The 21,796-nt window shown below is 56.9% G+C and carries 24 protein-coding genes; 2 read left to right on the forward strand and 22 right to left on the reverse strand.

Annotated features, from left to right (window positions below; all coding sequences use genetic code 11):
- Positions 1 to 20 precede the first annotated feature (20 nt).
- From ABWO67_RS02065 to ABWO67_RS02110, 10 genes are all read right to left on the reverse strand, one after another.
- Positions 21 to 680 carry a type II secretion system F family protein gene (locus ABWO67_RS02065; RefSeq protein WP_353146793.1) on the reverse strand — a complete coding sequence of 220 codons (660 nt, stop codon included), beginning with the start codon at positions 678 to 680 and terminating at the stop codon, positions 21 to 23.
- A 225-nt stretch (positions 681 to 905) separates the two neighbouring features.
- Entirely contained in the window at positions 906 to 1,751 is an 846-nt protein-coding gene (locus tag ABWO67_RS02070; protein ID WP_353146796.1) for a type II secretion system F family protein, read from the reverse strand.
- 17 nt (positions 1,752 to 1,768) lie between these two features.
- Positions 1,769 to 3,547 carry a TadA family conjugal transfer-associated ATPase gene (locus ABWO67_RS02075; protein ID WP_353146799.1) on the reverse strand — a complete coding sequence of 593 codons (1,779 nt, stop codon included), beginning with the start codon at positions 3,545 to 3,547 and terminating at the stop codon, positions 1,769 to 1,771.
- A 3-nt stretch (positions 3,548 to 3,550) separates the two neighbouring features.
- Positions 3,551 to 4,984: a type II and III secretion system protein family protein gene (locus tag ABWO67_RS02080; protein WP_353146802.1), complete on the reverse strand. Its 1,434-nt coding sequence runs from the start codon at positions 4,982 to 4,984 to the stop codon at positions 3,551 to 3,553.
- 9 nt (positions 4,985 to 4,993) lie between these two features.
- A complete protein-coding gene (gene cpaB, locus ABWO67_RS02085; RefSeq protein ID WP_353146804.1) occupies positions 4,994 to 5,986 on the reverse strand; it encodes a Flp pilus assembly protein CpaB in 993 nt (330 codons plus the stop codon).
- Positions 5,987 to 5,989: 3 nt separating this feature from the next.
- The gene (locus ABWO67_RS02090; RefSeq protein WP_353146806.1) at positions 5,990 to 6,736 is read right to left on the reverse strand and encodes a hypothetical protein; all 747 of its coding nucleotides are present in this window, start codon (positions 6,734 to 6,736) and stop codon (positions 5,990 to 5,992) included.
- Positions 6,737 to 6,744: 8 nt separating this feature from the next.
- Positions 6,745 to 7,497, reverse strand: a complete 753-nt coding sequence (locus tag ABWO67_RS02095) for a pilus assembly protein (RefSeq protein WP_353146809.1) — start codon at positions 7,495 to 7,497, stop codon at positions 6,745 to 6,747.
- Positions 7,498 to 7,529: 32 nt separating this feature from the next.
- Positions 7,530 to 8,849, reverse strand: coding sequence for a hypothetical protein (locus tag ABWO67_RS02100; protein ID WP_353146811.1), 1,320 nt, complete (start codon positions 8,847 to 8,849; stop codon positions 7,530 to 7,532).
- Positions 8,849 to 9,076, reverse strand: a complete 228-nt coding sequence (locus ABWO67_RS02105; RefSeq protein ID WP_353146891.1) for a hypothetical protein — start codon at positions 9,074 to 9,076, stop codon at positions 8,849 to 8,851. The genes ABWO67_RS02100 and ABWO67_RS02105 overlap by 1 nt, the downstream gene beginning before the upstream one ends.
- A gap of 129 nt (positions 9,077 to 9,205) precedes the next feature.
- The gene (locus ABWO67_RS02110; protein ID WP_353146813.1) at positions 9,206 to 9,964 is read right to left on the reverse strand and encodes a sulfite exporter TauE/SafE family protein; all 759 of its coding nucleotides are present in this window, start codon (positions 9,962 to 9,964) and stop codon (positions 9,206 to 9,208) included.
- A gap of 122 nt (positions 9,965 to 10,086) precedes the next feature.
- On the opposite strand from ABWO67_RS02110, the gene ABWO67_RS02115 reads away from it, so the two are divergent.
- Complete coding sequence (locus ABWO67_RS02115; protein WP_353146893.1) at positions 10,087 to 10,983, forward strand: LysR substrate-binding domain-containing protein; 897 nt, start codon at positions 10,087 to 10,089, stop codon at positions 10,981 to 10,983.
- 41 nt (positions 10,984 to 11,024) lie between these two features.
- Here ABWO67_RS02115 and phnP read toward each other — a convergent pair whose 3' ends face one another.
- From phnP to phnC, 12 genes are all read right to left on the reverse strand, one after another.
- Entirely contained in the window at positions 11,025 to 11,783 is a 759-nt protein-coding gene (gene phnP / locus ABWO67_RS02120; RefSeq protein WP_353146816.1) for a phosphonate metabolism protein PhnP, read from the reverse strand.
- Positions 11,765 to 12,451: a phosphonate metabolism protein/1,5-bisphosphokinase (PRPP-forming) PhnN gene (phnN, locus tag ABWO67_RS02125; RefSeq protein WP_353146819.1), complete on the reverse strand. Its 687-nt coding sequence runs from the start codon at positions 12,449 to 12,451 to the stop codon at positions 11,765 to 11,767. The genes phnP and phnN overlap by 19 nt, the downstream gene beginning before the upstream one ends.
- Entirely contained in the window at positions 12,394 to 13,539 is a 1,146-nt protein-coding gene (locus ABWO67_RS02130) for an alpha-D-ribose 1-methylphosphonate 5-triphosphate diphosphatase (RefSeq protein ID WP_353146822.1), read from the reverse strand. The genes phnN and ABWO67_RS02130 overlap by 58 nt, the downstream gene beginning before the upstream one ends.
- On the reverse strand, positions 13,529 to 14,233 hold the full coding sequence (gene phnL, locus ABWO67_RS02135) for a phosphonate C-P lyase system protein PhnL (RefSeq protein ID WP_353146825.1): 705 nt from the start codon (positions 14,231 to 14,233) through the stop codon (positions 13,529 to 13,531). The genes ABWO67_RS02130 and phnL overlap by 11 nt, the downstream gene beginning before the upstream one ends.
- Positions 14,234 to 14,242: 9 nt before the next feature.
- Positions 14,243 to 15,013 (reverse strand): phosphonate C-P lyase system protein PhnK, encoded by a 771-nt coding sequence (phnK, locus tag ABWO67_RS02140; RefSeq protein ID WP_353146828.1) that lies wholly within the window; start codon positions 15,011 to 15,013, stop codon positions 14,243 to 14,245.
- The gene (locus tag ABWO67_RS02145) at positions 15,010 to 15,882 is read right to left on the reverse strand and encodes an alpha-D-ribose 1-methylphosphonate 5-phosphate C-P-lyase PhnJ (protein WP_353146831.1); all 873 of its coding nucleotides are present in this window, start codon (positions 15,880 to 15,882) and stop codon (positions 15,010 to 15,012) included. The genes phnK and ABWO67_RS02145 overlap by 4 nt, the downstream gene beginning before the upstream one ends.
- Complete coding sequence (locus tag ABWO67_RS02150) at positions 15,879 to 16,979, reverse strand: carbon-phosphorus lyase complex subunit (RefSeq protein WP_353146833.1); 1,101 nt, start codon at positions 16,977 to 16,979, stop codon at positions 15,879 to 15,881. Before ABWO67_RS02150 ends, ABWO67_RS02145 begins: the two co-directional genes overlap by 4 nt.
- On the reverse strand, positions 16,980 to 17,579 hold the full coding sequence (phnH, locus tag ABWO67_RS02155; RefSeq protein WP_353146836.1) for a phosphonate C-P lyase system protein PhnH: 600 nt from the start codon (positions 17,577 to 17,579) through the stop codon (positions 16,980 to 16,982).
- A complete protein-coding gene (gene phnG / locus ABWO67_RS02160; protein ID WP_353146839.1) occupies positions 17,579 to 18,034 on the reverse strand; it encodes a phosphonate C-P lyase system protein PhnG in 456 nt (151 codons plus the stop codon). Before phnG ends, phnH begins: the two co-directional genes overlap by 1 nt.
- Positions 18,035 to 18,070: 36 nt before the next feature.
- Positions 18,071 to 18,865, reverse strand: a complete 795-nt coding sequence (gene phnE / locus ABWO67_RS02165) for a phosphonate ABC transporter, permease protein PhnE (protein ID WP_353146842.1) — start codon at positions 18,863 to 18,865, stop codon at positions 18,071 to 18,073.
- A gap of 64 nt (positions 18,866 to 18,929) precedes the next feature.
- Positions 18,930 to 19,934: a phosphonate ABC transporter substrate-binding protein gene (gene phnD / locus ABWO67_RS02170; RefSeq protein ID WP_353146844.1), complete on the reverse strand. Its 1,005-nt coding sequence runs from the start codon at positions 19,932 to 19,934 to the stop codon at positions 18,930 to 18,932.
- Between the two features lie 65 nt (positions 19,935 to 19,999).
- Positions 20,000 to 20,833: a phosphonate ABC transporter ATP-binding protein gene (phnC, locus tag ABWO67_RS02175; protein ID WP_353146847.1), complete on the reverse strand. Its 834-nt coding sequence runs from the start codon at positions 20,831 to 20,833 to the stop codon at positions 20,000 to 20,002.
- 206 nt (positions 20,834 to 21,039) lie between these two features.
- Between phnC and ABWO67_RS02180 the strand changes: the two genes are divergently transcribed.
- Positions 21,040 to 21,768, forward strand: coding sequence for a VOC family protein (locus ABWO67_RS02180; RefSeq protein WP_353146850.1), 729 nt, complete (start codon positions 21,040 to 21,042; stop codon positions 21,766 to 21,768).
- Positions 21,769 to 21,796 lie beyond the last annotated feature (28 nt).

A 21,796-nucleotide genomic window follows, 5' to 3' on the forward strand; every position in this document is an offset into this window, starting at 1 on the left:
AAGATCATGCCTTGGGCCGTTCAAAATGTCGTCCCCATCAATTTGACCGCAATCGGAAAGCCAATAATCAGAAAGGTGCAGGGGAAGATGCAAAAAACCATGGGGAACAGCATCTTCACGGGCGCCTCCAGTGCGAGCTTTTCCGCTCTTAAAAAACGTTCCGTACGTCGCTGCTCGGACTGCGAACGCAACAGCGGACCCAGGTTCATCCCTAGCTGATCGGCATGCCTCAGTGCAGTTACCAGGCTTCGTACAGCGCGAAGATCGGTACGCGTCGCCAACTCATTCAAGGCTTGCATACGCGGCATGCCGGCTCGCATATCATTTAACGCATGACGCAACTCGTCCCGCAACGGGCCCTGCGGGCCATGCATTGCCGCCTGTTGCAATGCCCCTTGAAGATTAAGACCAGCTTCCACGCATAGGGTGGTCATATCCAGCAAAAAGGGAAACTCGCGCAACATCATCGCCTGGCGATGTCGCCCGCGTTCACCCAGCCATCGGCTTGGCCACCACATCAACGCCAAGCCCACGCATAGCCCCAGCATCAAGCTTTTAAGCAGATCAGCGCTTCCGAAAACAAGCATAAGCATAGAAACACCTGCCGCTGCAACCACAAACGCCAGGCATTGCAAGGCAACGATATGCTCGGGCGAACAAGCGGCGTCTAGTCCCGCCACTTGAATATGCCGTCGAAGCCTCTGGCGGGCGCGCCAAGAAATAAATGGACCGCAAAGCGGTGCCAGCGCTAGCACCCAAGGCCAGGCCAGCTTCATAGCCACATCACGAAAATATTCAGGAGCCTGCTCGTTTTTTACAGCCACAGGTCGTGTGAATACCCATACTAATAAACAAAGCGACAACCCCGCCGCCGCACTGCTGAGCCAGAAAAACATAGCTTGATCTCACACCTGAATATTAACGATACGTCGTATAAAAATTATTCCTGTCAGTTCCAAGCCGGCAATAACGGCCAACACGGTCCAGCCCAAAGGAGTTTGCCAAAGCACTTGCATGGAATCCGGATCAAGGTGATTCAGCACCATGCCCAGCGCAAAGGGCAGACAAGCCATCACCCAGGCCTGCATGCGCCCTTGCGAAGTCAACGCCTGCACCCGGCCCATCAAATGCAAGCGGGCTCGCAACGTCACGGCGATACGCTCCAGTGTTTCGGCCAGGCTGCCCCCGCTTTGCGCTGCTATCTTCAGCGAGGACACCACTAAGCCTGTCCCCTCTGTCGGCATGCGTCGATAGAGATTGGCCAAAGCCTGCTCCAGCGAAACCCCCATTCGTTGCTCACGCAGCATCAGACCAAATTCCTGCGCCAGCGGAACCGGTGACTGCGCGACGATATGCCGCAAGGCGGACTGTACGCCAGACCCTGCACGCAAGGCACCCGCCAGAGCCTGCAACAAGTCGGGCAGCTGTTCATCGAAATGCTGCAAACGCCGTCGTTTCAACAAATTGATGCTGTATTGCGGCGCCAACAAGGTCAGCGCCCCTATCGCCATTGAAAGCCATACGAAGCCGGACACCAGATAAACAAGAGCGAAAATAAAGCTACATACGACAAGGTTTACAAACCAGAGCTGCGCGGGATCCAAGAAAAGAAAGAACTCGCCCAAGCGTACCGTAGCCTCTATTTTGAAGGCGTTTCGATACCGCCCGTAAGCCTGGCTTGCATACTTTTGCAGAAACCAGCTTAGGACCACGGCCGCAATAGCAACGGAAATCACAAACACAATCACCATAAGTGCCTCACGGTTGATCAGATTTGGACACCGGCGGCATCGAAGCCAGCGGCTTTGGCTGCAGTCAAGCTGCCGGACTCTGCGAATGCCGGTGTGCTTTGGCCAAACCAAGCAATAGGGAGGCACGCCGAACCCAGGCTATCGGTAAAAGATTCAGGAACGACCCCGCAGCCGGAAAAAGCGGCTGGCGGCCCAGGGACATAACGGAACAGCTCCTGAATTTGTATCCTGCCGCTTTCTATACCAGTGACCTCAACAATGGAGGTAATCAAGCGCTTTCCATTACCTAAACGTGCCTGCTGCACAATGAAATCGATACTGGCCGCTATGTGCTCACGAACGGCAGCCAGCGGTAAATCCATGCCAGCCATCAATATCATGGTTTCCAAACGGGCCAGTGCATCGCGGGGACTATTGGCATGCAAGGTAGTCAAAGACCCTTCATGCCCCGTATTCATGGCGGCAAGCATATCGAAAGCCTCTGCGCCGCGACACTCGCCGATGACAATCCGATCCGGACGCATCCGCAAGGCATTGCGCACCAGGTCGCGTATATCGATTTTTCCTCGCCCCTCGAGGTTGGCCGGCCTTGCCTCCAGCGACACCAAGTGCTGATGATTCAAGCGTAATTCTGCTGCATCCTCTATGGTGACGACACGCTCGCCATCGCCGATGCAATTGGACAAAATATTCAGCAACGTGGTTTTCCCTGAACCGGTGCCTCCCGAAACGATAATATTTTTCCGGTGCTGCACGCATGCCGCTAAAAAAGCACGCATAGACTCATCTAGCGCCCCGACGCGCAGCAAGTCATCCATGCCAGGACGATGCTGTGGAAATTTTCGTATGGTCAAACTGGCGCCGCGCAGGGCAACTGGCGCAATCACTGCATTGACACGCGATCCGTCGCGTAGCCGGGCATCGACCATGGGCGAGCTTTCGTCAATCCGCCTGCCCAAGGGAGAAACAATACGTTCGATTACACCCATTACGGCCTGTTCGCTGCTGAATGCCGTGGGATGACGGTTTAACCGGCCATTCGACTCGACAAAAATTTCATCATGGCGATTTACCATGATTTCCGTCACCCCGTGATCAGCGAGCAAGGGCTCCAGAGGGCCAAGGCCTACCGCCTCATTGACCACATCAAGCACCAGCGCGGCGTGGTTCACCGTCGCCGGCAACTCCTTATCCTGGGCAATGATGTCTCGCATTGCCGCCATTGCTTCGCTGTGCAATGCTTCATCGCTCATGCTGGCAATGTCGCGGCGACGCAAGTCCAGCGTTTCAAGAAGCATGCCATGCAAGCGCCGGCGATGTCGCAACAGCGTGTCCAGACCGGGCGCGACCGAATCCGGAGGCTCGGCGCCTTGACGAACTTCTTTCGATATCGACGCCACCGCAGGAGCGGACTCATTTGTAGCCAAGACACCGTGAATATTCGGCTCATCTGCCGCCCTGCATGTTGCAATGCGATCATGCGCATGGACGCTGGAATAAGAGCCCTCCTCAACTTCACGCAGGCGAATAAGGCAAGGCCCAATCACGATCTCATCACCTGCGCAAAGCGGCCCATAGTGCGTGACCCGCTGACCGTTGACCATCGTCCCGCTCAGCGCGCCGAAGTCGTCGAGAAAAAGGCCACCATTTCGTTGCTCTATGCGGGCATGCCGCCGGGCGACACGCCACGCTTTTATGCGAAGGCCGCATTCCGGGCCCCGGCCGATATCCAAAGGTAGAGTAGCCTGCATGCTGTCTATTCTTCCATCTTCAAAATGCAAATCCAGTCCCAACATGACTTACTCCAAAAAATGATGCTGATTCATGCCCGTACGAAGGTCACTTTCAGGCATGGAAGACGGTGCTGGCGAACTGGAGTCGTCCCACTGGGAACCTGATCCGGCCCAGGGATTCCAGTAAGCCTGCTGCCCTGCGGGCAAGCCATTATTGGCGTGTACCGGGACATTCAGAACAGGCTCTGCGGGAAATGCATCATGGAGGATATCTAAGCCTTTCTGCACGCGCCGCATCAAATCGGGATGATCAGGAGCCACCACAACCGGCGTAACGAATATGGCCAGTTCGGTTTCGTTGCGTTGGAAACGAGTGGACTTGAATAAGTGACCCAGAATCGGAACATCGCCCAGCCCCGGCACCTTATCCACATTGCGTGATTCGTCGCGCGAAAGAAAGCCAGCCAAAACCAGGGTCTGCCCCGACCTCACATTGAACTCTGTCGATGCTCGTCGCGTTTTCAGAGAAGGTCCGTTAGACGCAGCAAACGAAGCATCGACTGAGCTGACTTCCACTTCAATACGGGAACGCACCGCGCCATTGCGCTCGATTTGCGGCGTGATCCTGAGCGATACGCCATAGGGCTTGAATGACGTATTCGTATTGCCTTTGGCATCCACTGTCGAATACGGAACCTCGCCCCCGGCGAGGAACTCTGCGGTGGCTCCGCTGCGAGCAAGCAGTTGCGGCTGTGCCAATACGACTGCGCTGCCGGTTTGCGCCATCGCGTTGATACGCGCCGACAGCAACGCATTCAGGCCGAAATACCCCGCCGCCGCGGTAGAGGGAAAGGCCATCGGCAGTACAGTTTCACCGGGCCGTTCATCTAAACGTTTCGACCCGCCGTCCCAAGACAGTCCGGTATTGATACCGCCATCGGCGGCTGGATTCCAGCGCACACCCAGCTCTTGTAATTGGGTGCGCGGCACCTCCACCACTTGAACATCCAGCAACACCATCCGGTCCCACCCGACCTGGCTGGTAAAGTCGAGTAGCTGAGGATAGCGCTTGCTCAGTTCTGCAACTCGCTCACGCTCCCTGTCTGACAAGTCATCGCCTTCTACCATCAGCTTGTCGCCGACCACCGACACACGCGCATTGGGGATACGCTCGAGTACGCTACGCAATTCTTCCTGAGCCTGCCGCGTACCTTCTGGCGCGACCTCGACCTGATATAAATGGCGTTGCCCATTGGCCGACCATATCTGCAAGGCACTGGAGCCTTCGTGACGAGCAAAAACGATCACTTCTTTTTCGTCGGTGGTGACAGCATTGAGCACTTGGCCGTCGCCCACCGCAACACGGGCCACATCAGGTATGGCCAGCACTTTGACTTCTCCGACCTGCAAGCTCAACACGCTGGTTTGCCGTGCGAGAGCGCCAAAGGACGCTGCTAAAAGCAATGACGCCAGAGTATTGGAAATGATTTTTGGATTCATGACGAACGCCTATTCGAGCCCGGCATCTGCCTGCGGCAAGGACGCCGCAGTCTCGTAGTAGTGCGCGGTGTCGGGGCTATCCAGTCCCGAACGCATCCAGGCACTCGCCAAAGCAGGGGTATATGGCAGATCAAAAACGCCAGTTGCCGGCGTCGGCGAAGATGGCTTTGGCGCCAGCCCTGGAACACTGCGCACTGCGCTATTGCCATAGATAACGGGCACTTTCTTACTCGTCGGCGGAGGCGTTGTGCTTACCCCCAGCAGGCTCGCCAAATCGCCACGAACCGCTTTCTGAGTAGAGAGGCTATCGTGCGGGTGACGTAGTACGGCTGTAATAGTCCCGCCCTGGCGGGCAGCGACCAGCTTCACTGCATCTTCGGGAGCCGCATCCAGCGTAACGGTAGCGTAGGCGCCCTGGCGCAATTGGGCCGAGTCCTGTACATGCTGGGTATTGGCACCAGTAGCCAGCACTAAGACACCTTGCAGCAGCGGCGCCGTAATCCGACGGCGCTGATACTCGAAAGATACATACAAGTCGATCAGATCGCCCGGCTGCAATAACCCGGAAACCGAATTGATCGCATCCACTGGCATGGTAATAGCCCGGCGGCCGCTAGCCAGATGGTTTGAAAATGCAGTCTGTTGTTGCGCCATGGCATGCGCCGGCAACACAGGGTCCCCTGCCCGCAAGGGCGAGCGCAAGACCGTACCGCTTAGCTCACCGAAACGCTCTGGAGAAATGCTGTCGCTTGAAGCTATCGAAGCGGGTATCGACCGCACAGCCAGATGTTCTGTTCCCAGGCGCGTGCCCGCAGGTAAATCGTAAGCAGCAACCACGCGCTCTACCATGGGCACCCGCGCCTGGGCTTCCAGCAACTGCACACGCCCTTGTATATGCTGGCGTGCGGCCCAGGCGGCACAGAGGCCGGCAACCAGCGCGAGCAGCAACATTGCCACGGATTTATTAAAGAAAGGCCGCCTGGTGGGATTTCCTTTTGCCATGATTCATTCCACGTAATGGACAAACAAAGATGTACCCACCGTATTGGCATGGGGAAACAGCATCAGCCGCGCATGCTTGCGACGCCAGGCGCTGGCGCCCTCCAGGTCAGTAACCGCAGGCTCGCTAATCCAACCTTCCCGGCGCAGATTTTCATTAATGTACGTTGATAGGTCCTGAGGCTGGAGCGCGATACTGTAGACATACTGGGCCACTGTTTGCGACTTGATCGAGATATCCTGGCCGAACTGCTTGCGCGCATGCAACGGCAGCCATCCAAACCGCACATCGGTGCCAGCCGTTGCCGGACTTAGGCGCCTGGCATCCACATACAGGGCAGACACATAACCCTTTGCCCCTGCTGCAGTAGGTTCGATCTCGGCCAGCCAATGCCAGTCAGGCTCCATGCCCGACAGCACAATCTTGTTTTTTGCCGTGAGAACACGCTGGAATATATCGGCATGATTAGCCAATGATTGAGCTGCCTCGATAGCCGGACCGGAGGATAAGAAAGTTTTGACATACACCGGTACACCCGATAACTGCATGGCCTGCAGCCTTTCCCATTGCAATGGCTTGGCCTCGAGCGCGTCAAGGCGTGCCCGTACAGCATGAGCTGCCTGCGCAAATGAAGCACCGCAGCAAACCACGACACACAATATGACCAGAAAACTTGTCATGATGGCGCACGTCTGCGGCCACCTTACCCCTTTGCGACGACTAACGCCGCTGACCGCTGAGTGGATCACCATACTACCTCCTAGTTCCCAATATGGAACTCGGGCACCTGCCCCGCCCAAGGTTCCAGCCAATCAAATACCGGCTCAGTCCGATTCCAGGCGGCATCGACCAAAGCCATTGCCCCAGCGACCTTGGCGCCGTGGACATACGAATCGTTGGCATTGTTTCCCCATGCCACGGAAGATGCCGCCACCCTTTTTTGAACCTCCAAATCACCCGAAGCATGACCCGCCCCCGTAAGAATGGCGGTATGCCGTCGCAATACCAGTTGCTGGGTGTCCAAACCCGCCAAGCCACCGGCAAACGAATCAGCGACCGATGACGACGCTTTAAATACTGGAGCCACCGAAACCTGGCTTGCCAATATGCCGCTATCTTCAAGGCGCCAGCCATGCCGCAAGGATTGAGCATGAGCGGCAACTCCGCCCGCTTGCGCCTCGGCGGCAAGAGCCGAGTCGCGGGTGGCTGACAGGCTGACCTCGTCAAGCTCCTCTCCAAGCAAGCGCTTTCCCCGACGGTCTGCCCATTGATGGGCTGAGCCAGAAAAATAGTGCTGCCGCAGCTCGGTTTCTATATCGGCAAGCGGATCGCGACCTAGCGCGAAGGCAGCGTATCGACTGGCATGCATTGCCTGTAACCCCATATCCTGAAGCCGTCCCAGCCAAGTTATCCCTACCCACAAAGACAGCAACACAAGCAGCGCTATCATTCCTTCGAGTAAAGCCTGCCCCTTCTGAAAGGCGCTTGTGGGTTGCTGGCCAGATTCAGCCATAACGTGGTCACCATGCCAGAGCAATGAGTAATTCATTGCCGGCCTCGCGCGTTAGGCCCATTACTATCATCTGCGGCCAACCTGGCCTGCCAATAAGGATGGAATAAATTGGCGTGCTCGACCCGGCCATCCAAACGTGACAAGGGACGATCAAAGAAAGTCTCTGCAGCACTGCGTGTACTCATGATCAGGCCTTGCGGCCCCGAGTGCTTCAATGTGACGCCAAAACTCAGCGCTTTACCAGCGCTGGCGATATCGAAATAAGTTGGCAAACCGCCGCCCTGCCAGCGCTGCCGGCTTGCCGCTGCTTTGGAGTTGGCGAGCGGATTATCACTGCCTGACAAGATATCCCAATTGGTAGCTTCCTTTACCCAGCGCCAGAAATCCTGTGCCGAAAAATCGGCAGGCGGATTATCTACATACGGATCCGACATAGCCTGTGATGTAGCGCTGGGTATCCAGCCCCAACCCATCGTGTATTCGCGGTAATAACAGCCTATCCACTTATTCGAACGAAGCGCGTGATAAGACTGCGTATCGATGGAATGCCAACGCCCAGCTGCATCAAGCTCGGTATTACCCCGCCGACGCAATTCATGCCGTAAATGTGGACAACTGGTGTCGACCATCCACGGGTTGGATGCCGTGTAGTCGCGCGGCGACAAGAAACCATACAACTGGGCAACGCCCTGCACAAAAGGCCTTAGCTGCTGTCCCGAATAAGCCTGCACATAACCAGGCCAGTTGTCATGATCGATGACGAGATCGAAGTCGTCGGTAGAAGCATCTGGATAGTTGGCCCGAAGGACTGCCTGCATCGCGGCCCACCGCACATGCGGCAAGCCATCAACGACATCACCCTGCACCGCGGCGAGCACCTCCCGCACCGTATTGTCGTGGGCGGCATAAGCCTGGCCCAATTCGCCCGACGCATTAGCCATAAGCTCGAAACCGGCGGCCTTTCGCGCCGCCTGATAGGCCGCGCCGTGCTGTGGCCCGAACATCATGGCAATAAGATAGGACGGCGGATTGCCAGCAGACACCTGACGTGCCTCATGCCCGCCCAACGATGCCCATGACCCCAGCGTAACCAGATGCGCCATGGCCACCTGATGCCCGACCTGAGCGCGATTGATGTAAGCCAGCATATTCAATGCGCGAGCCTGCGTAAGCGCCCCGCTATAAGCAGCCGCATCAAGCGCATGCAATTGCCTGGCTTTGGCTGCGACGACCTGGCCTGCGGCAAAGTAACGGACAAACACCACAATGGCGACCCCTGCCAGCAGCATGCCCATTACCAGCGCCTGCCCTTGCTGTGCACTCAGTCTGCCCGCCAGGACACGGCCGTCCATTATTGCGCCCCGGCGTTGCCGGTGAAAGATTTAAGACTCTTGGCAGCGGTTTGGGCAGCGGCCGCTTCAGCCGCTGTTTGCGCCATGCGCGATTGCTCAGAACCGTCTTCCCCAGCCAATTCTTTAGCCATGGCGGCGGTCTGGGAACGGACCACTTGGCCGAATAATTGATACACCGCTATAGCAGCCACTGCGACAAGCGCAACCACAATAATGTATTCGGTCATGCCTTGCCCGCGTTGCGCGTAACGTCGTTTTTGCACAGCGCTCTCCTGAAAAATAGTCAGGATGACAGTGTCGACGCAAGCCGGTTCACGAACAATTCGGAGATGCCGAGTTGGGCAAAATCCGCCCTTTTACGCCCAGACCAAATACACCCCCAGCAGCGCCAGGCTGCCGAACATGCAGTAGCGAAAAACCTTGGGTGAAAGCGACTGGCGCAGCAACTGGCCCGCATACATGCCTGCCAGAGCCGGCGCCAGCATCACCAATGACGCACCCGCGGCACCAAAGGAATAGCTGTCGTTGATCCACAACCCCGCGGCCAACGCCACGGTGGAAACGCTGAATGAAACACCCATGGTCTGGATCAAATCATCACGCCCCAGCCCCAACGCCTGCAGGTAGGGTACGGCAGGCACGACAAAAACGCCGGTTCCTGCGGTGACAAAGCCTGTCGTTATACCCGCGACAGGCCCCAGCCATTTTTCCATATGGGCCGGTACGTGGAAAGGTTTGCCGAAGAAGCCCCACACGGCGTAAGCCAGCAACACCACACCTAGCGAAATGGATGCCCATGCTCCTGCGGGCGCGCCAAGCACTATAGCCCCTGCGACAGTCCCTGCCCCAATACCCAATTGCATGCCGCCAACCCGGCGCAGCAATGGCATCAGTACGCGCAACGGCCTCGTTTGCCAGACGTTGGTAACCAAAGAGGGAATAATCAGCAACGCGGCGGCTTGCACTGGCGCCATGAACAAGGCCAGCAAGGCCATGGAAATCGTGGGCAGGCCCAGGCCTACCACCCCTTTAACCACTCCGGCCAATGTAAACACCCCGACAACCAGCCAGAACATGCCCGGGGGCAGTTGGGAAAATGCTTCGATATAGGCCATTGATGTTCACCACTCGTGAAAAACGAAACCTATTCTGCCCTGGTTCCGCTGCGCTGGAAATCTGGATTTCACTAAGCCTGGCTTAGGTTTAGCCGTAGTCAGATCATGCTATGCTTTTCCGCATGCGCTTCGACCTGACTGACCTACGCTTATTCTTGAATGTTCACGAGACAGGCACCATCACTGGCGGCGCCCATCGTTCCCACATGACCTTGGCTTCGGCAAGCGAGCGCATCAAAGGTATGGAAGACGTCTTGGGAGTGGCCTTGTTGGTGCGCAACCGGCGTGGCGTTCAGTTGACTCCGGCGGGACGCGCCTTATTGCATCACGCGCGCGTCGTCCTTCAACAGATGGATCGCATGCAAGGCGAGCTCCACCAATACGGCCAAGGGCTTAAAGGGCATGTCAGACTGCTATGCAATACAGCGGCGCTGGATGAATACCTGCCCGACATACTTAGCGCTTTTCTGGCTCAGCATCCGCAAATATCGGTCGACCTGGAAGAGCGGCTAAGCTATGAAATCACTGACGCGATACGCGACGGCATAGCCGATATCGGCATCGTGGCGGACTCGGCCAATTTGCAGGGCCTGGAAACCTATGCTTTCCGCCCTGATATGCTGACGCTGATCACAGCCAAAACCCATGAACTGGCGCAGCGCGCCTCCCTAAGCCTTGCCGATGTCGCCGATTACGATTTCGTGGGCCTGATAGAAGGCAGCGCGCTGCAGGAACACGTGGCACATCATGCGCGCAGAGCGGGCAAAAAGCTCAGCTATCGGATACGCTTGCGCAGCATTGAAGCGGTCTGCAGAATGGTGGGCCAAGGCATCGGCATCGGTGTGGTGCCCAAGACAGCGGCCATGCGCTGCGCACGGTCTTCAGGCATTAAACGGATACCGCTAACCGATGAATGGGCATCCAGGAATTTGCTGTTATGTGTGCGAAGCGCCGACGCACTGCCTGTTTATGTTCAGCAAATGATGCAGCACATCCTGTCGGCTGCCAAGAAAATGTAGCGCGGCTATGGGCGTGATGCCCACCCGCGTAAACCCATCGGTTAGGCTAACGCCAATATGTCGCCATCAACGCCAATCGACACATTTTCAGGCAGCGTATTGCCAGGGTCCATTAGCCACGTGTCGAAATCATGCCCTATGTGGGTCAAAACGGTTCTCTTCACCGGCAAGGACGCAATCACTTCCAGCGCTCGGGTCAAATCATTGTGATTGCGCGGTGCTTGCGGCATTGGCGGAAAAGAACAATCCATGACCAGAAGATCCAGTGGCCGTTCCTTCAAAAAAGCATCGGTGTCGGGCGGCAATCCCACCGTATCGGTCAAGTAAGCGATGCGGCTGCCCTCGCCTTCGAACAGATAACCCAAGGTGAGTTTTGAATGGTTCAGTGGCAACGGCGTCAGCAGGAAGTCGCCCATCTCTCGCGTTTGAAACGGCATCAGCTTCTGCGAAAAATCGAGTATGCCGGGGTTCTTATATAAATCGGCAAACCCTTGAGGGTCGTCCGGCCCAAGCACCGGTATCCGCATGCCCTGCCCCCAGCGCAAATGCAGCAGGCCCTGTACATGGTCGGCATGGTAGTGGGTTTGGATAACGCCGCTCAGGCTGCCCGGCACAAAACGTTCGGCAAGATCGGTTAAGCCCGCGTCCAGCAACCAGCGCGCTGAGCCGCACTCCAGCAGTGCCGAACAGGGGCCGCGCCGGTAGTCCGCTATACGCCGGGCCCGCTCGCAAGCCAGGCAATGGCAGTTGTAAACCGGCACTTGGGGCGCGTTCCCGGTCCCTAATAAACGTAATTGCATACCTGGCTCGAATAGTCGTGGGTTGCGGAACGCCCGGCAACCAGGGCTTCCGGCGGCCGTCCGTTCTTCAGGTAAGCATACAAGGTCTCGACCGTGTGATCGACATCACCGGAATTATCAATAACGACTGTGGGCTTGGCATTCTTGGCCGCATCCAGGCTAACGAACTGGGCATTGCGTTCCAGGCGTTGCTGGATCTGCTGGTCGTTTTCGCGGCCACGCGCATGCAGGCGCTGCCTTAACAGCTCGGGTTCGACGGTAAGCAGCACAGGCACCAGATCTGCGTAGCGAAGCTGCGCCTCCGGCAAATAGGCCCGCGACCCATTGATCAGCACATCACAACCTTGCACCAATCGGTTGTTGATATCGCACATGAAACCATAGGACAGGCCATTGGCTCGCCAGGCCATGGCCAGCTTTCCGGCCGACTCCAGCCGCTGGAACTCTTGCGAACTTACAGAGACGGATTCCGGCCCCGCTGCCGTCGAATCGCGGGTGACCAGTCGAGGCGCAAGATAACCGCCGCTGCCCAACAAGCGGGACAAGCCTTGCAAGACGGTGTCTTTGCCTGCGCCTGAGGGCCCCATTAAGTAGATGATGCGGCCCATCATCAGAACACGCGCGTCCCGCTGCGCCACACATGTCGCACCACCCATTGCTTTTCGCATGAACGAACCCGCAGCAGATCGGCCCGCAGTCCAACCCGTATTTCCCCGCGATCGTGCAGACCGGCCGCCTGTGCAGGCGACAGGCTGATGGTGCTGACAGCCGAGGGGACGTCGTAACCCACATCCTGATCGGACAGTTTCTGCGCCGCCTGCAGCAGGCTGGACGGATAATAGTCGCTGGACAAAATATCCAGCACACCTTGCGAAGCCAGGTCGGCCGCCGCCACATTGCCCGAATGCGAACCGCCGCGCACAATATTGGGCGCCCCCATCAGCACCTTCAAACCCAGCCTGTGGCTGGCTTCAGCCGCTTCCACTGTGGTGGGAAATTCGGCGATGCTCATGCCGTAATCGGCGGATTCCTGCGCATGGGCCAGGGTCGCGTCATCGTGGCTGGCGACCGATAATGAACGGTCGTGGCATTCCTGAACGATGGAGCGTCGATAGCGGTCGCTGTACTGGCGGGAATTATCAAGCTGCTGCTCGATAAAGGCTTCCATGTCAGCATCGCTAAGATGATATTTCCCTTGATAATACTCGCGGTACTTTTCCATCTTCACGAATTGGCGCTGGCCGGGCGAGTGATCCATTACCGACACTAATTGCACTAACGGGCTTTCCACCAAATCGTGGAACACATCCAGCGTCTTGGCATGGCTTAGTTCGCAACGCAAATGCAAACGGTGTTCGGCACGCGTATGGCCCTGGCTTTGGGCTCGTGTAATCGCATTCAGCATAATCGGCAATTGCTGCAGTCGATTGCCTTTCGGATTCACATCGCCTATGGACAGCGCGTCGAAAACGGTAGTGATACCAGCCGAGATGACCTGCGCATCATGCGCCAGCACCGCCGATTCCGAAGGCCAGTCCACGCCTGGGCGCGGATTCATGTACTTTTCCAGGTTATCGGTATGCAACTCGATCAAACCCGGCATCAGATAATCGCCTTCCAGGTCTTCGGCCTGGGGCAAACTGCTGCGACTATGGCTTACATCGTGGATCATGCCATCAAGCACCGCAACTGTGCCAGTAAAAACATCAGTGGCAGTAACTACACGGGCATTCGTGAATATTTGTTCAGCAGGCATGGGCCGGCTCCTCTAGCGTCATGTCCAGGTAGCAATCAGCCATCCCCTCGCGCGCCTTGGCATCATGGGAAATGGCAATCAGCGCCGATCCGGCCGCCTTGGCTTCGGCAACCAGTTCCAGCACCACTGCCCGATTGGCGTCGTCCAGCGATGCGGTGGGTTCGTCCAGCAGCAGCAAAGGCCAGGGAACCATGAACCCACGGGCAATATTCACCCTCTGTTGCTCGCCGCCGGAAAACGTGCCCGGCGCCAGAGACCACAATCGCTCGGGGATGTTAAGACGCGTCAGCATGGATTCGGCGCGTTCGCGCGCTTCGCTGCGAGCCACTCCACGCGCCAGCGCAGGTTCCATCACGACATTCAGGCAACTGACACGCGGGATCACGCGCAAGAACTGGCTTACATAGCCTAGCGTCGAACGGCGTACGGCAAGCGTCTGGCGAGGCTCGGCACCCACCATTTCCAGCACCTCTCCCGCATGGCGCAAACGAATGCTGCCAGTGCTGGGCAGGTAATTGCCATAGAGCGTGCGCAGCAAGGTCGACTTGCCTGCGCCGGAACGCCCGTGTAGCGCCAGGCATTGACCTGGCTTGACGGAAAAACTGAGTTCGCGCAAGACCTTCAATACGGTGCCGTGCTGCTGATGCAGGGTAAAGGTCTTGGCCAAGCCTTTGACTTCAATAACGGGGGTCATACTTCTACCTCAAGGCTGCAAAACGGAAGACACCAGCAACTGGCTATAAGCGTGTTGCGGATCATCCAGTATCTGGTCGGTCAGGCCGGCCTCCACGACATGCGAGCGGCGCATCACCATCAGGCGATCGGCCAGCAGGCGCGCCACTGCCAGGTCATGCGTCACGATCACGACGGCCAGTTGAAACTCGCGTACGAGACCGCGCAACATATCCAGCAAATGCGCTTGCACCGATACGTCCAGGCCGCCAGTCGGCTCGTCCATGAAAATCAAACGTGGACTCGAAACCAGGTTACGAGCGATCTGCAGCCGTTGCTGCATGCCGCCTGAAAACGTGCGAGGCAAGTCGTCGATGCGCTGCGGATCGATTTCAACCTGCTTAAGCCAGGACAGCCCGGACTGGCGCAGTTGACCGTAGTTACGCACGCCCTGGGCCATCAGCCGCTCACCGATATTGGCGCCCGCCGACACGCCCATACGCAGCCCGTCGCGAGGGTTCTGCTCGACAAAGCCCCACTCCGTCCGCAATAAGGTGCGCCGATGCGCTTCGCTGGCCGCATAGAGATCTATGTTGCAATTATTTTGATCGCGATAAGTGACCGAACCCCTGTCCGGCGTCGTGCGACCCGACAGGACGCTAAGCAGCGTCGACTTGCCTGAGCCCGACTCGCCGACAATACCCAGCACTTCCCCGGGATAAAGATCAAACGACACCGCCTGGCAGCCCTTCTCGGGGCCGTACAACAAGGTCAAATCACGTACTGACAACAAGGGGTTCATACTGTTGCCCCTTGAAGTGCGCAGCGTTCCTGGCAATAGTCTGTATCGGAACATACGAATTCCCGATTTCCGTTGTCATCCACAATCAGTTCATCCAGATAAGATTCGGCACTGCCGCAGAACGTGCAGCTTTGCTCCCATGTGGGGAGCTCGAACGGGTAGTCTTCAAAATCCAGGCTTTCCACCCGCGTAAACGGAGGCAATGCGTAAAGGCGCTTCTCGCGCCCCGCTCCGAACAACATCAGCGCAGGGCTCATATTGAGCTTGGGGTTGTCGAACTTGGGAATGGGCGACGGGTCCATGACGTAGCGATCGTTGACCATGACGGGGTAGGCGTAAGCCGTGGCGATATGGCCATAGGTCGCGATGTCTTCGTACAACTTGACGTGCATGACGCCATAGTCATTCAAAGCATGCATGGCTTTGGTTTCCGAATCGGAAGGCTCGATGAAGCGCAAAGGTTCTGGAATAGGCACCTGGTAGACCAGGATTTGGCCCTTCTGCAGCGGCGTCTCAGGAATGCGGTGGCGCGTCTGAATGATGCTGGCTTCCACTGTACGCTCGGTAGTCCGAATACCTGCCGTGCGAGTGAAAAAGCGTCGGATCGACACCGCGTTTGTCGTGTCGTCGGCCCCTTGGTCAATGACCTTGAGCACATCGTCTTGCCCCAATATGGCAGCCGTTACCTGCATGCCCCCTGTCCCCCAACCATATGGCAAAGGCATTTCACGGCCGCCAAATGGAACCTGGTAACCCGGGATCGCTACAGCCTTTAATAAACCGCGCCGCAAACTGCGTTTGGTTTGCTCGTCAAGATAGGCAAAGTTATAGCCGTCGGTCATGCCGGCTTCTTGTGTCTGTCCGTTCATGCCCTTTTCTCCTGGATGATCTCTTCTGTAGCAGGAGACGGCCGGCGCAGCTTGCGGATCAAATCCAGTTCGGACTGGAAGTCCACGTAATGCGGCAGCTTCAAATGCGAAACAAAGCCACCCGCCTCAACGTTGTCGCAGTGCATAAGGACGAATTCCTCTTGCTGCGCGGGCGACTCGATGTCTTCACCGTATTCATCGGCGCGCAGGGCGCGGTCAACCAGCGCCATCCCCATAGCCTTGCGCTCGGCGTTGCCAAAAGCCAGGCCGTAACCCCGCGTAAACTGAGGAGGTTGGTCTTTGCTACCCACGAATTGATTAATCATTTCGCATTCGGTCACTTCGATATCGCCCAGGGGAACCGCAAAATCCAGTTCTTCAGGCTCTATCCAGACTTCGATATCGCCGATGCGAATTTCGCCGGCAAACGGGTGATTGCGGCCGTATCCACGCTGGGTGGAATACGCCAGGGCCAGCAGAAATCCTTCGTCGCCGCGAGCCAATGCTTGCAAGCGCTGCGGGCGATTCGAGGGAAAATCCATGGGCTCGCGTGTGATATCGGGAACGTTCAGGCCACGGTCGATTTCAATTGCCAATAGCCCTTCTTCCGCCAGCATATCCACGACACGTGGGCACGGTGCTTGATGTTCTGGCGCTTGAGCCGCCTCAGGCGCCGGGGGCTCAAGACCTTCGGCCAGCAAAGAAAAGTCCAGCAGACGGTGCGTATAGTCGAACGTTGCCCCTAATAACTGCCCACCTGGCAAATCCTTGAAGGTCGCCGAAATACGGCGCTCCAGGCTCATGCTCTCGGTCTGCAAGGGACGGCTGGCCAGAAAACGCGGCAACGTCGTGCGGTAGGCCCGCAGCAGAAATATCGCTTCCATCAAATCACCTGCCGCCTGCTTGACTGCCAAGGCGGCCAGCTGCGGGTCGTACAACGAACCCTCGCTCATCACGCGCGAAACAGCCAACGGCATTTGCTGGCGTATCTGCTCGACACTCAGCTCTGGTACTGAAACATCGCCCCGCCGCTTTGCGGCAAGCAAGGCGTGGGCATTATCAATGGCTTTTTCACCACCCTTTACGGCTACATACATTCAAACCACCTCTTGCACGCTGTACTGCACGCGGGTGCTGCGCGGCAACGCCATCAGCGTTTCCCCGCTAGTAAAGAAAATATCCAGCCCCTTGGGAAAGGCGTTGGATGCATTGCGCTCTTGCCAGAAAGCAGGTTTCAACGGCAGGCGCAAGGCGCGCTCCCGCTCGATACCGGGTCCACGACACGACACGGCAGGCCCCTGCTCCAACCCTGGCAGCTGGACGAACAGCGTGCAGGACTGGTCAGGGTCGCGATCGGTTCCCTGGTTAAAGCCCTGAAGATCGACCAGTTCATTTTCTGTGAGCAGCGCAAACGCCGCATCGGTCCGATCTTCCACCACCGGACAACCGCAATGGAAGGCCAGGTTCGCACGCAGCACAGGGGTATCCAGAGCCGGCGCCAGCCAGACCGGTGTATCGGCATCCAGCAGGCTAAGGCACAAGGCGTAGGTGGCGGGAGCCAGCACATCCAGTGACGGTGCGCCATCAACGACCTGAGTTGTTCCCGGTTCCGACATGGCAGTCATGGCAAGGCGGAATGTCTGTTGAGTCTGTGCGACGGCATCGGAAAATGCCGGTAGCAGTAATGTGCTATCCATTAGTCTTCTCCTCGCACCAGCGTCATGAAGTCCACTTTGGTCGCCGCGCTTTGCGCCGCTTTGGCTGCGCGCGTCTGCGCCTGCTGTTGGGCCAAAGGAGTTATCAGGCAGTCCAGCCAATGCTGTTGGCGGTCGCCCTGCAAATGCGCATCGGCCAGGGCGGCAAGTTCCGCGTGCGGCTTGCTGCGACCAGCGACATAGCTATGGCCAGTGCTGCCATTTTCCAGTTGTACAACGCAACGGGTCGCCGTCATCTCTCCCAGATTGAATGCGGCGCCGCTGGCGCCGACACGACCTCGCACCATTACCATGCCAATTTCAGGCGGACGAATCAGGCGGTAAGCCGATGCGCGCAGTTGCTCGCCATACGCATCGAGTTGTCCGCCGGCACGCGCCAGCACGCTCATCCAGTGCTGGCGCCCTGCCGATCCTGCCGGTTCATTTTCTACAGTCATATTCATACCTAACCAAGGGCATTGACCCTGGTTTCCTTAAATAAAGAATTTGCGCAGTCGCTGCGAAACAATGTCGATAGCGCTTACCACCACAATAATGATGATCAGGATGGCGCAGGTCTGGGCAAGCTGAAAGCCACGTATGGCTTCCCAAAGCGTGACGCCAATGCCGCCCGCACCTACCATGCCGACCACGGTGGCGGAACGCACGTTCGATTCAAAGCGATACAGCGCATACGAAATCCATAGCGGCAGCACTTGCGGAATCACGCCGTAGATGACCTCTTGCAACGCGCTTGCACCTGTAGCCCTGACGCCCTCGACCGGTCCGTGGTCAATGGCTTCGACCGCCTCGGCGAAAAGCTTGGCCAACACGCCAGTCGTACCAATAAACAGTGCCATCACACCGGCAAACGGGCCCAGCCCGACGGCCACCACAAACAACATGGCGAAAACCATTTCGTTAATGGAGCGAAATGCGTCCATCACCCGGCGCACTGGCTGGCTCACCCACCACGGAGCGATATTTTCCGAGCATAAGATTCCCAGCGGGATCGAGCACACGATCGCCAGGACGGTTCCCCACAGTGCAATCTGCACTGTAATGACCATTTCTTTAAGATACAGCTCCCAGTACCGGAAATCCGGAGGGAAAAAGTCAGCGGCAAATTCGCGCATATTGCTCGCGTCGCGCCACAACATGGCCGGATTCATTTCGGCGCCCTTCCAGGACCAAGCCAGGGCGGCGGCCAACAAGGCCCAGCCCAGCCATTGATACCAGGGGCGCTTTTGCTGCGAATCAGCCAATGCGGATACAGTAAGAGCAGTCATGTAAAACGGGTTCCGGATAAATTGATCTTCGCCCGGCCACGCGCCGGGCGAAGACATAGGCCATTTACTTGGCGCTGGCTACTTTCTTGTCTAGCGCTTCCATACGCGCATTCAGCTTTGCCAGGCTGGCATCGATTTCCTTGATCTTGGCCTCTTTCTCGGCCGCCTTGAAGGTATCGTCGGCGCTTACCTGACTACGTTGCTTGAACAGTTCCAGTTGGCGGATAGGCAACAACTGATCGTCGCTGGAGGCGCGGAACTTGCCCCACTGCAAGCCTGCCAGCACAGCAAGTTCTTTCTCGTTAGCGCCATAGTTGGCAAAGAAATCACCAATTTTTTTCTTGACGTCTTCAGGCAAGTTCTTGCGCCATACGATAGGATCGGACGGGATCAGTGGCGACTTCCAGATGACTTTAAGCTGCGCAGCCTTGGCGGCGTTGGTTTCTTCCAGACGTTCCATGCCCTCGGTGTTGAACGTGGCAACATCGGCCTGCTTATTGGCCACGCTCAGCGCGTTGACCTCATGGCTGGCATTCAATGTGCGCTTGAACACCTTGGCCGGCTCGACATTGTTCTTGGCAAAAACGTAGTAGCCCGGCACCAGATAGCCGGATGTTGAGTTTGGATCGCCATTGCTGAATGTGAGGTCCTTGGCATTCTTGAGCATGTCCTCCACCGAATTGATGGGGCTGTCTTTATGCGCGATCAGCAAACTCCAGTAGCCTGGATTTCCATTGGCTGCCACAGTTTGCGCGAACACTTCGCCGTTAGCGCGATCTACGGCTTCCATCGCAGATTTATTGCCATACCAGGCGACGTCAACTTTATCAAAGCGCATGCCCTGGATGATGCCGGCGTAATCAGGAGCGAAGAAAGCGTTGATCTTCATGCCCGTGCGCTCACTCATCTCGGCCAGGAAAGGCTCCCACATACCTTTCAAGTTCTGCGATGACTCGGTTGAAATAATGCCAAAGTTCAATTCTTTGGTATCGGCGGCGCTGGCGGAAGCAAATGCTGTCACGCCGGTTAGCGCCAAAGCCAAAGCAAGCTGCTTCATATTTTTAAACATATCAATACTCCTGTAGTGCTTCATTAGCTTGTCTGAATCAGTTGAAAATGGTTGGAGCGAAGCCTTTACGCGGCGACAAGCGACAAAGGACGCGTTGCCGGCCGGCGCGCGACAGGCTCGGGCAGCACCAATGGCGCTTCCAGGTCCCCGCCATAAAGCTCGCTCAAGAATTCACGGCTCAGTGCATCAACCGAACCGTCGAAATGGATATGCCCCGACTTCAACGCCACCACTCTTTCGCAGTAACGCATGGCATAGTCGACCTGATGCAATGTGACCAAAACCGTTTTGCCGTCTTTCTCGTTGATGTCGGCCAGAATTTCCATCACTTTGCGTGCGGACTCGGGGTCCAGTGAAGCGATGGGTTCGTCGGCAAGAATAATTTCCGCGCGCTGGGTCAATGCCCGCGCAATGGCGACACGCTGCTGCTGCCCGCCGGATAGCGTGGATGCGCGGCGATGGGCGAATTCGGCGAGGCCCACTCTTTCCAGCGCTGCCATGGCCAATTCTTTATCTTCGGATGTAAACATTCCCAGTGAACCGCGCCAGCGAGGCATGCGGCCCAGGCAACCCAACAAGACATTGCGCAAAACACTTAAGCGCCCTACCAAATTGAACTGCTGGAAGATGTAGCCGATATCCGCGCGCAAGCGGCGGACTTGGCGGTTAAGGTTGCCATCGGCTTGCAAGGGACGACCCAGAACTTCGATTGAGCTTGCCCCTTTGGAATCGCCACAAGCCAGACCCGAAATATGGCGCAACAGCGTTGACTTGCCGGACCCTGACGCTCCGATCAGCGCCACCATTTCGCCAGGCTGGACTGCCAGCCCCATATTGAATAGGACTTGCTTGCCGCCGAAGCTTTTATTCAACCCGTTAACTCGAATCACTGAGTTCATTTACGTATCCCCAAAAAGCCGGGCGACACAAGCCGCCTTCGATGTCCAGCATCATAGAGACGGCGTATGACGTAAGGATTACGTTCGGGTGACGGTTTTATTACGCGCAGGCCCCTTCCCTGGATAGGCCACCGATATAATCCCTAGACGAACAAGAAAGCAGCCGGCCAGCCGCTTGCGTACGAACAACTTATAGGATTAGCGACATGGAACCCTTAGCGTTTGACCACCTAGTACTGATGGTGAGAGATCGCCTGACAGACCTGGCCCCCCGGTTTGAACAGGACGGCTACACCCTGACCGACCTGTCTATCCATAATCTGGGTTCCATCAACCGCCTGATTACCCTGGACAGCGCCTATATCGAGCTGCTTGGATGGCCACAAGGCAAACCGCCCGCACGCAAGGAAATTGCCGATTCACCCGAAGGGTTGGATGCCCTGGTCTTGCGCAGCAACAACGCTGGGCAAACCTTCGAATACCTGAAAAGCCAAGGGTTTGCCGTTAACCCGGTTCAACGGCTGGAACGTGCGCTCGTCTTGAACGGCGCCACGCATACGGCACGCTTCGACACAGTCAGGTTTTCAGTACAACCCCTAGCAGGGCTAAGGGTTTATTTTTGCCAACACTTGACGCCGGAACTGGTGTGGGCCGAGCCATTCATGCAGCACGATAATGGCGCTAAGAATCTGACCGACATTGTCATTGCCGCACGACAACCGCAATCCGTAGCGCAAACCCTTGCGACTTTGGCCATGGCCAGTATCGACAAGGATGACAAAGATAACTACGTCATTACCTTGCCTAACCTTCGTCTGCGCGTAAGTTACGATGCCAAGGTTCCAGAAGCAAAAATCACTGAGGCCTCGCTGGTCGGCAATAATGGTAAGGAATGGGCATTCAATACACGGCTAACTGAACATTTCCCTAACTAGTTATACTGAACTGGTCTTTACTTACAGT

Source organism: Pollutimonas bauzanensis (assembly GCF_040393045.1).
Lineage (GTDB): Bacteria > Pseudomonadota > Gammaproteobacteria > Burkholderiales > Burkholderiaceae_B > Pollutimonas > Pollutimonas bauzanensis_A.

Excerpts from the sequence above, each read along its gene's own strand:
- ABWO67_RS02075 (WP_353146799.1), bottom strand. The coding sequence starts at position 3,547 with ATGTTGGGACTGGATTTGCATTTTGAAGATGGAAGAATAGACAGCATG.
- cpaB (WP_353146804.1), bottom strand. The coding sequence starts at position 5,986 with ATGGCAAAAGGAAATCCCACCAGGCGGCCTTTCTTTAATAAATCCGTG.
- phnC (WP_353146847.1), bottom strand. The coding sequence starts at position 20,833 with ATGAACTCAGTGATTCGAGTTAACGGGTTGAATAAAAGCTTCGGCGGC.
- phnL (WP_353146825.1), bottom strand. The coding sequence starts at position 14,233 with ATGACCCCCGTTATTGAAGTCAAAGGCTTGGCCAAGACCTTTACCCTG.
- ABWO67_RS02180 (WP_353146850.1), top strand. The coding sequence starts at position 21,040 with ATGGAACCCTTAGCGTTTGACCACCTAGTACTGATGGTGAGAGATCGC.
- ABWO67_RS02090 (WP_353146806.1), bottom strand. The coding sequence starts at position 6,736 with ATGGTGATCCACTCAGCGGTCAGCGGCGTTAGTCGTCGCAAAGGGGTA.
- ABWO67_RS02100 (WP_353146811.1), bottom strand. The coding sequence starts at position 8,849 with ATGGACGGCCGTGTCCTGGCGGGCAGACTGAGTGCACAGCAAGGGCAG.
- phnG (WP_353146839.1), bottom strand. The coding sequence starts at position 18,034 with ATGACTGTAGAAAATGAACCGGCAGGATCGGCAGGGCGCCAGCACTGG.
- ABWO67_RS02115 (WP_353146893.1), top strand. The coding sequence starts at position 10,087 with ATGCGCTTCGACCTGACTGACCTACGCTTATTCTTGAATGTTCACGAG.
- ABWO67_RS02070 (WP_353146796.1), bottom strand. The coding sequence starts at position 1,751 with ATGGTGATTGTGTTTGTGATTTCCGTTGCTATTGCGGCCGTGGTCCTA.
- ABWO67_RS02130 (WP_353146822.1), bottom strand. The coding sequence starts at position 13,539 with ATGCCTGCTGAACAAATATTCACGAATGCCCGTGTAGTTACTGCCACT.
- phnE (WP_353146842.1), bottom strand. The coding sequence starts at position 18,865 with ATGACTGCTCTTACTGTATCCGCATTGGCTGATTCGCAGCAAAAGCGC.
- ABWO67_RS02105 (WP_353146891.1), bottom strand. The coding sequence starts at position 9,076 with ATGACCGAATACATTATTGTGGTTGCGCTTGTCGCAGTGGCTGCTATA.
- phnP (WP_353146816.1), bottom strand. The coding sequence starts at position 11,783 with ATGCAATTACGTTTATTAGGGACCGGGAACGCGCCCCAAGTGCCGGTT.
- phnN (WP_353146819.1), bottom strand. The coding sequence starts at position 12,451 with ATGCGAAAAGCAATGGGTGGTGCGACATGTGTGGCGCAGCGGGACGCG.
- phnH (WP_353146836.1), bottom strand. The coding sequence starts at position 17,579 with ATGGATAGCACATTACTGCTACCGGCATTTTCCGATGCCGTCGCACAG.
- phnK (WP_353146828.1), bottom strand. The coding sequence starts at position 15,013 with ATGAACCCCTTGTTGTCAGTACGTGATTTGACCTTGTTGTACGGCCCC.
- phnD (WP_353146844.1), bottom strand. The coding sequence starts at position 19,934 with ATGTTTAAAAATATGAAGCAGCTTGCTTTGGCTTTGGCGCTAACCGGC.
- ABWO67_RS02080 (WP_353146802.1), bottom strand. The coding sequence starts at position 4,984 with ATGAATCCAAAAATCATTTCCAATACTCTGGCGTCATTGCTTTTAGCA.
- ABWO67_RS02095 (WP_353146809.1), bottom strand. The coding sequence starts at position 7,497 with ATGGCTGAATCTGGCCAGCAACCCACAAGCGCCTTTCAGAAGGGGCAG.
- ABWO67_RS02145 (WP_353146831.1), bottom strand. The coding sequence starts at position 15,882 with ATGAACGGACAGACACAAGAAGCCGGCATGACCGACGGCTATAACTTT.
- ABWO67_RS02110 (WP_353146813.1), bottom strand. The coding sequence starts at position 9,964 with ATGGCCTATATCGAAGCATTTTCCCAACTGCCCCCGGGCATGTTCTGG.
- ABWO67_RS02150 (WP_353146833.1), bottom strand. The coding sequence starts at position 16,979 with ATGTATGTAGCCGTAAAGGGTGGTGAAAAAGCCATTGATAATGCCCAC.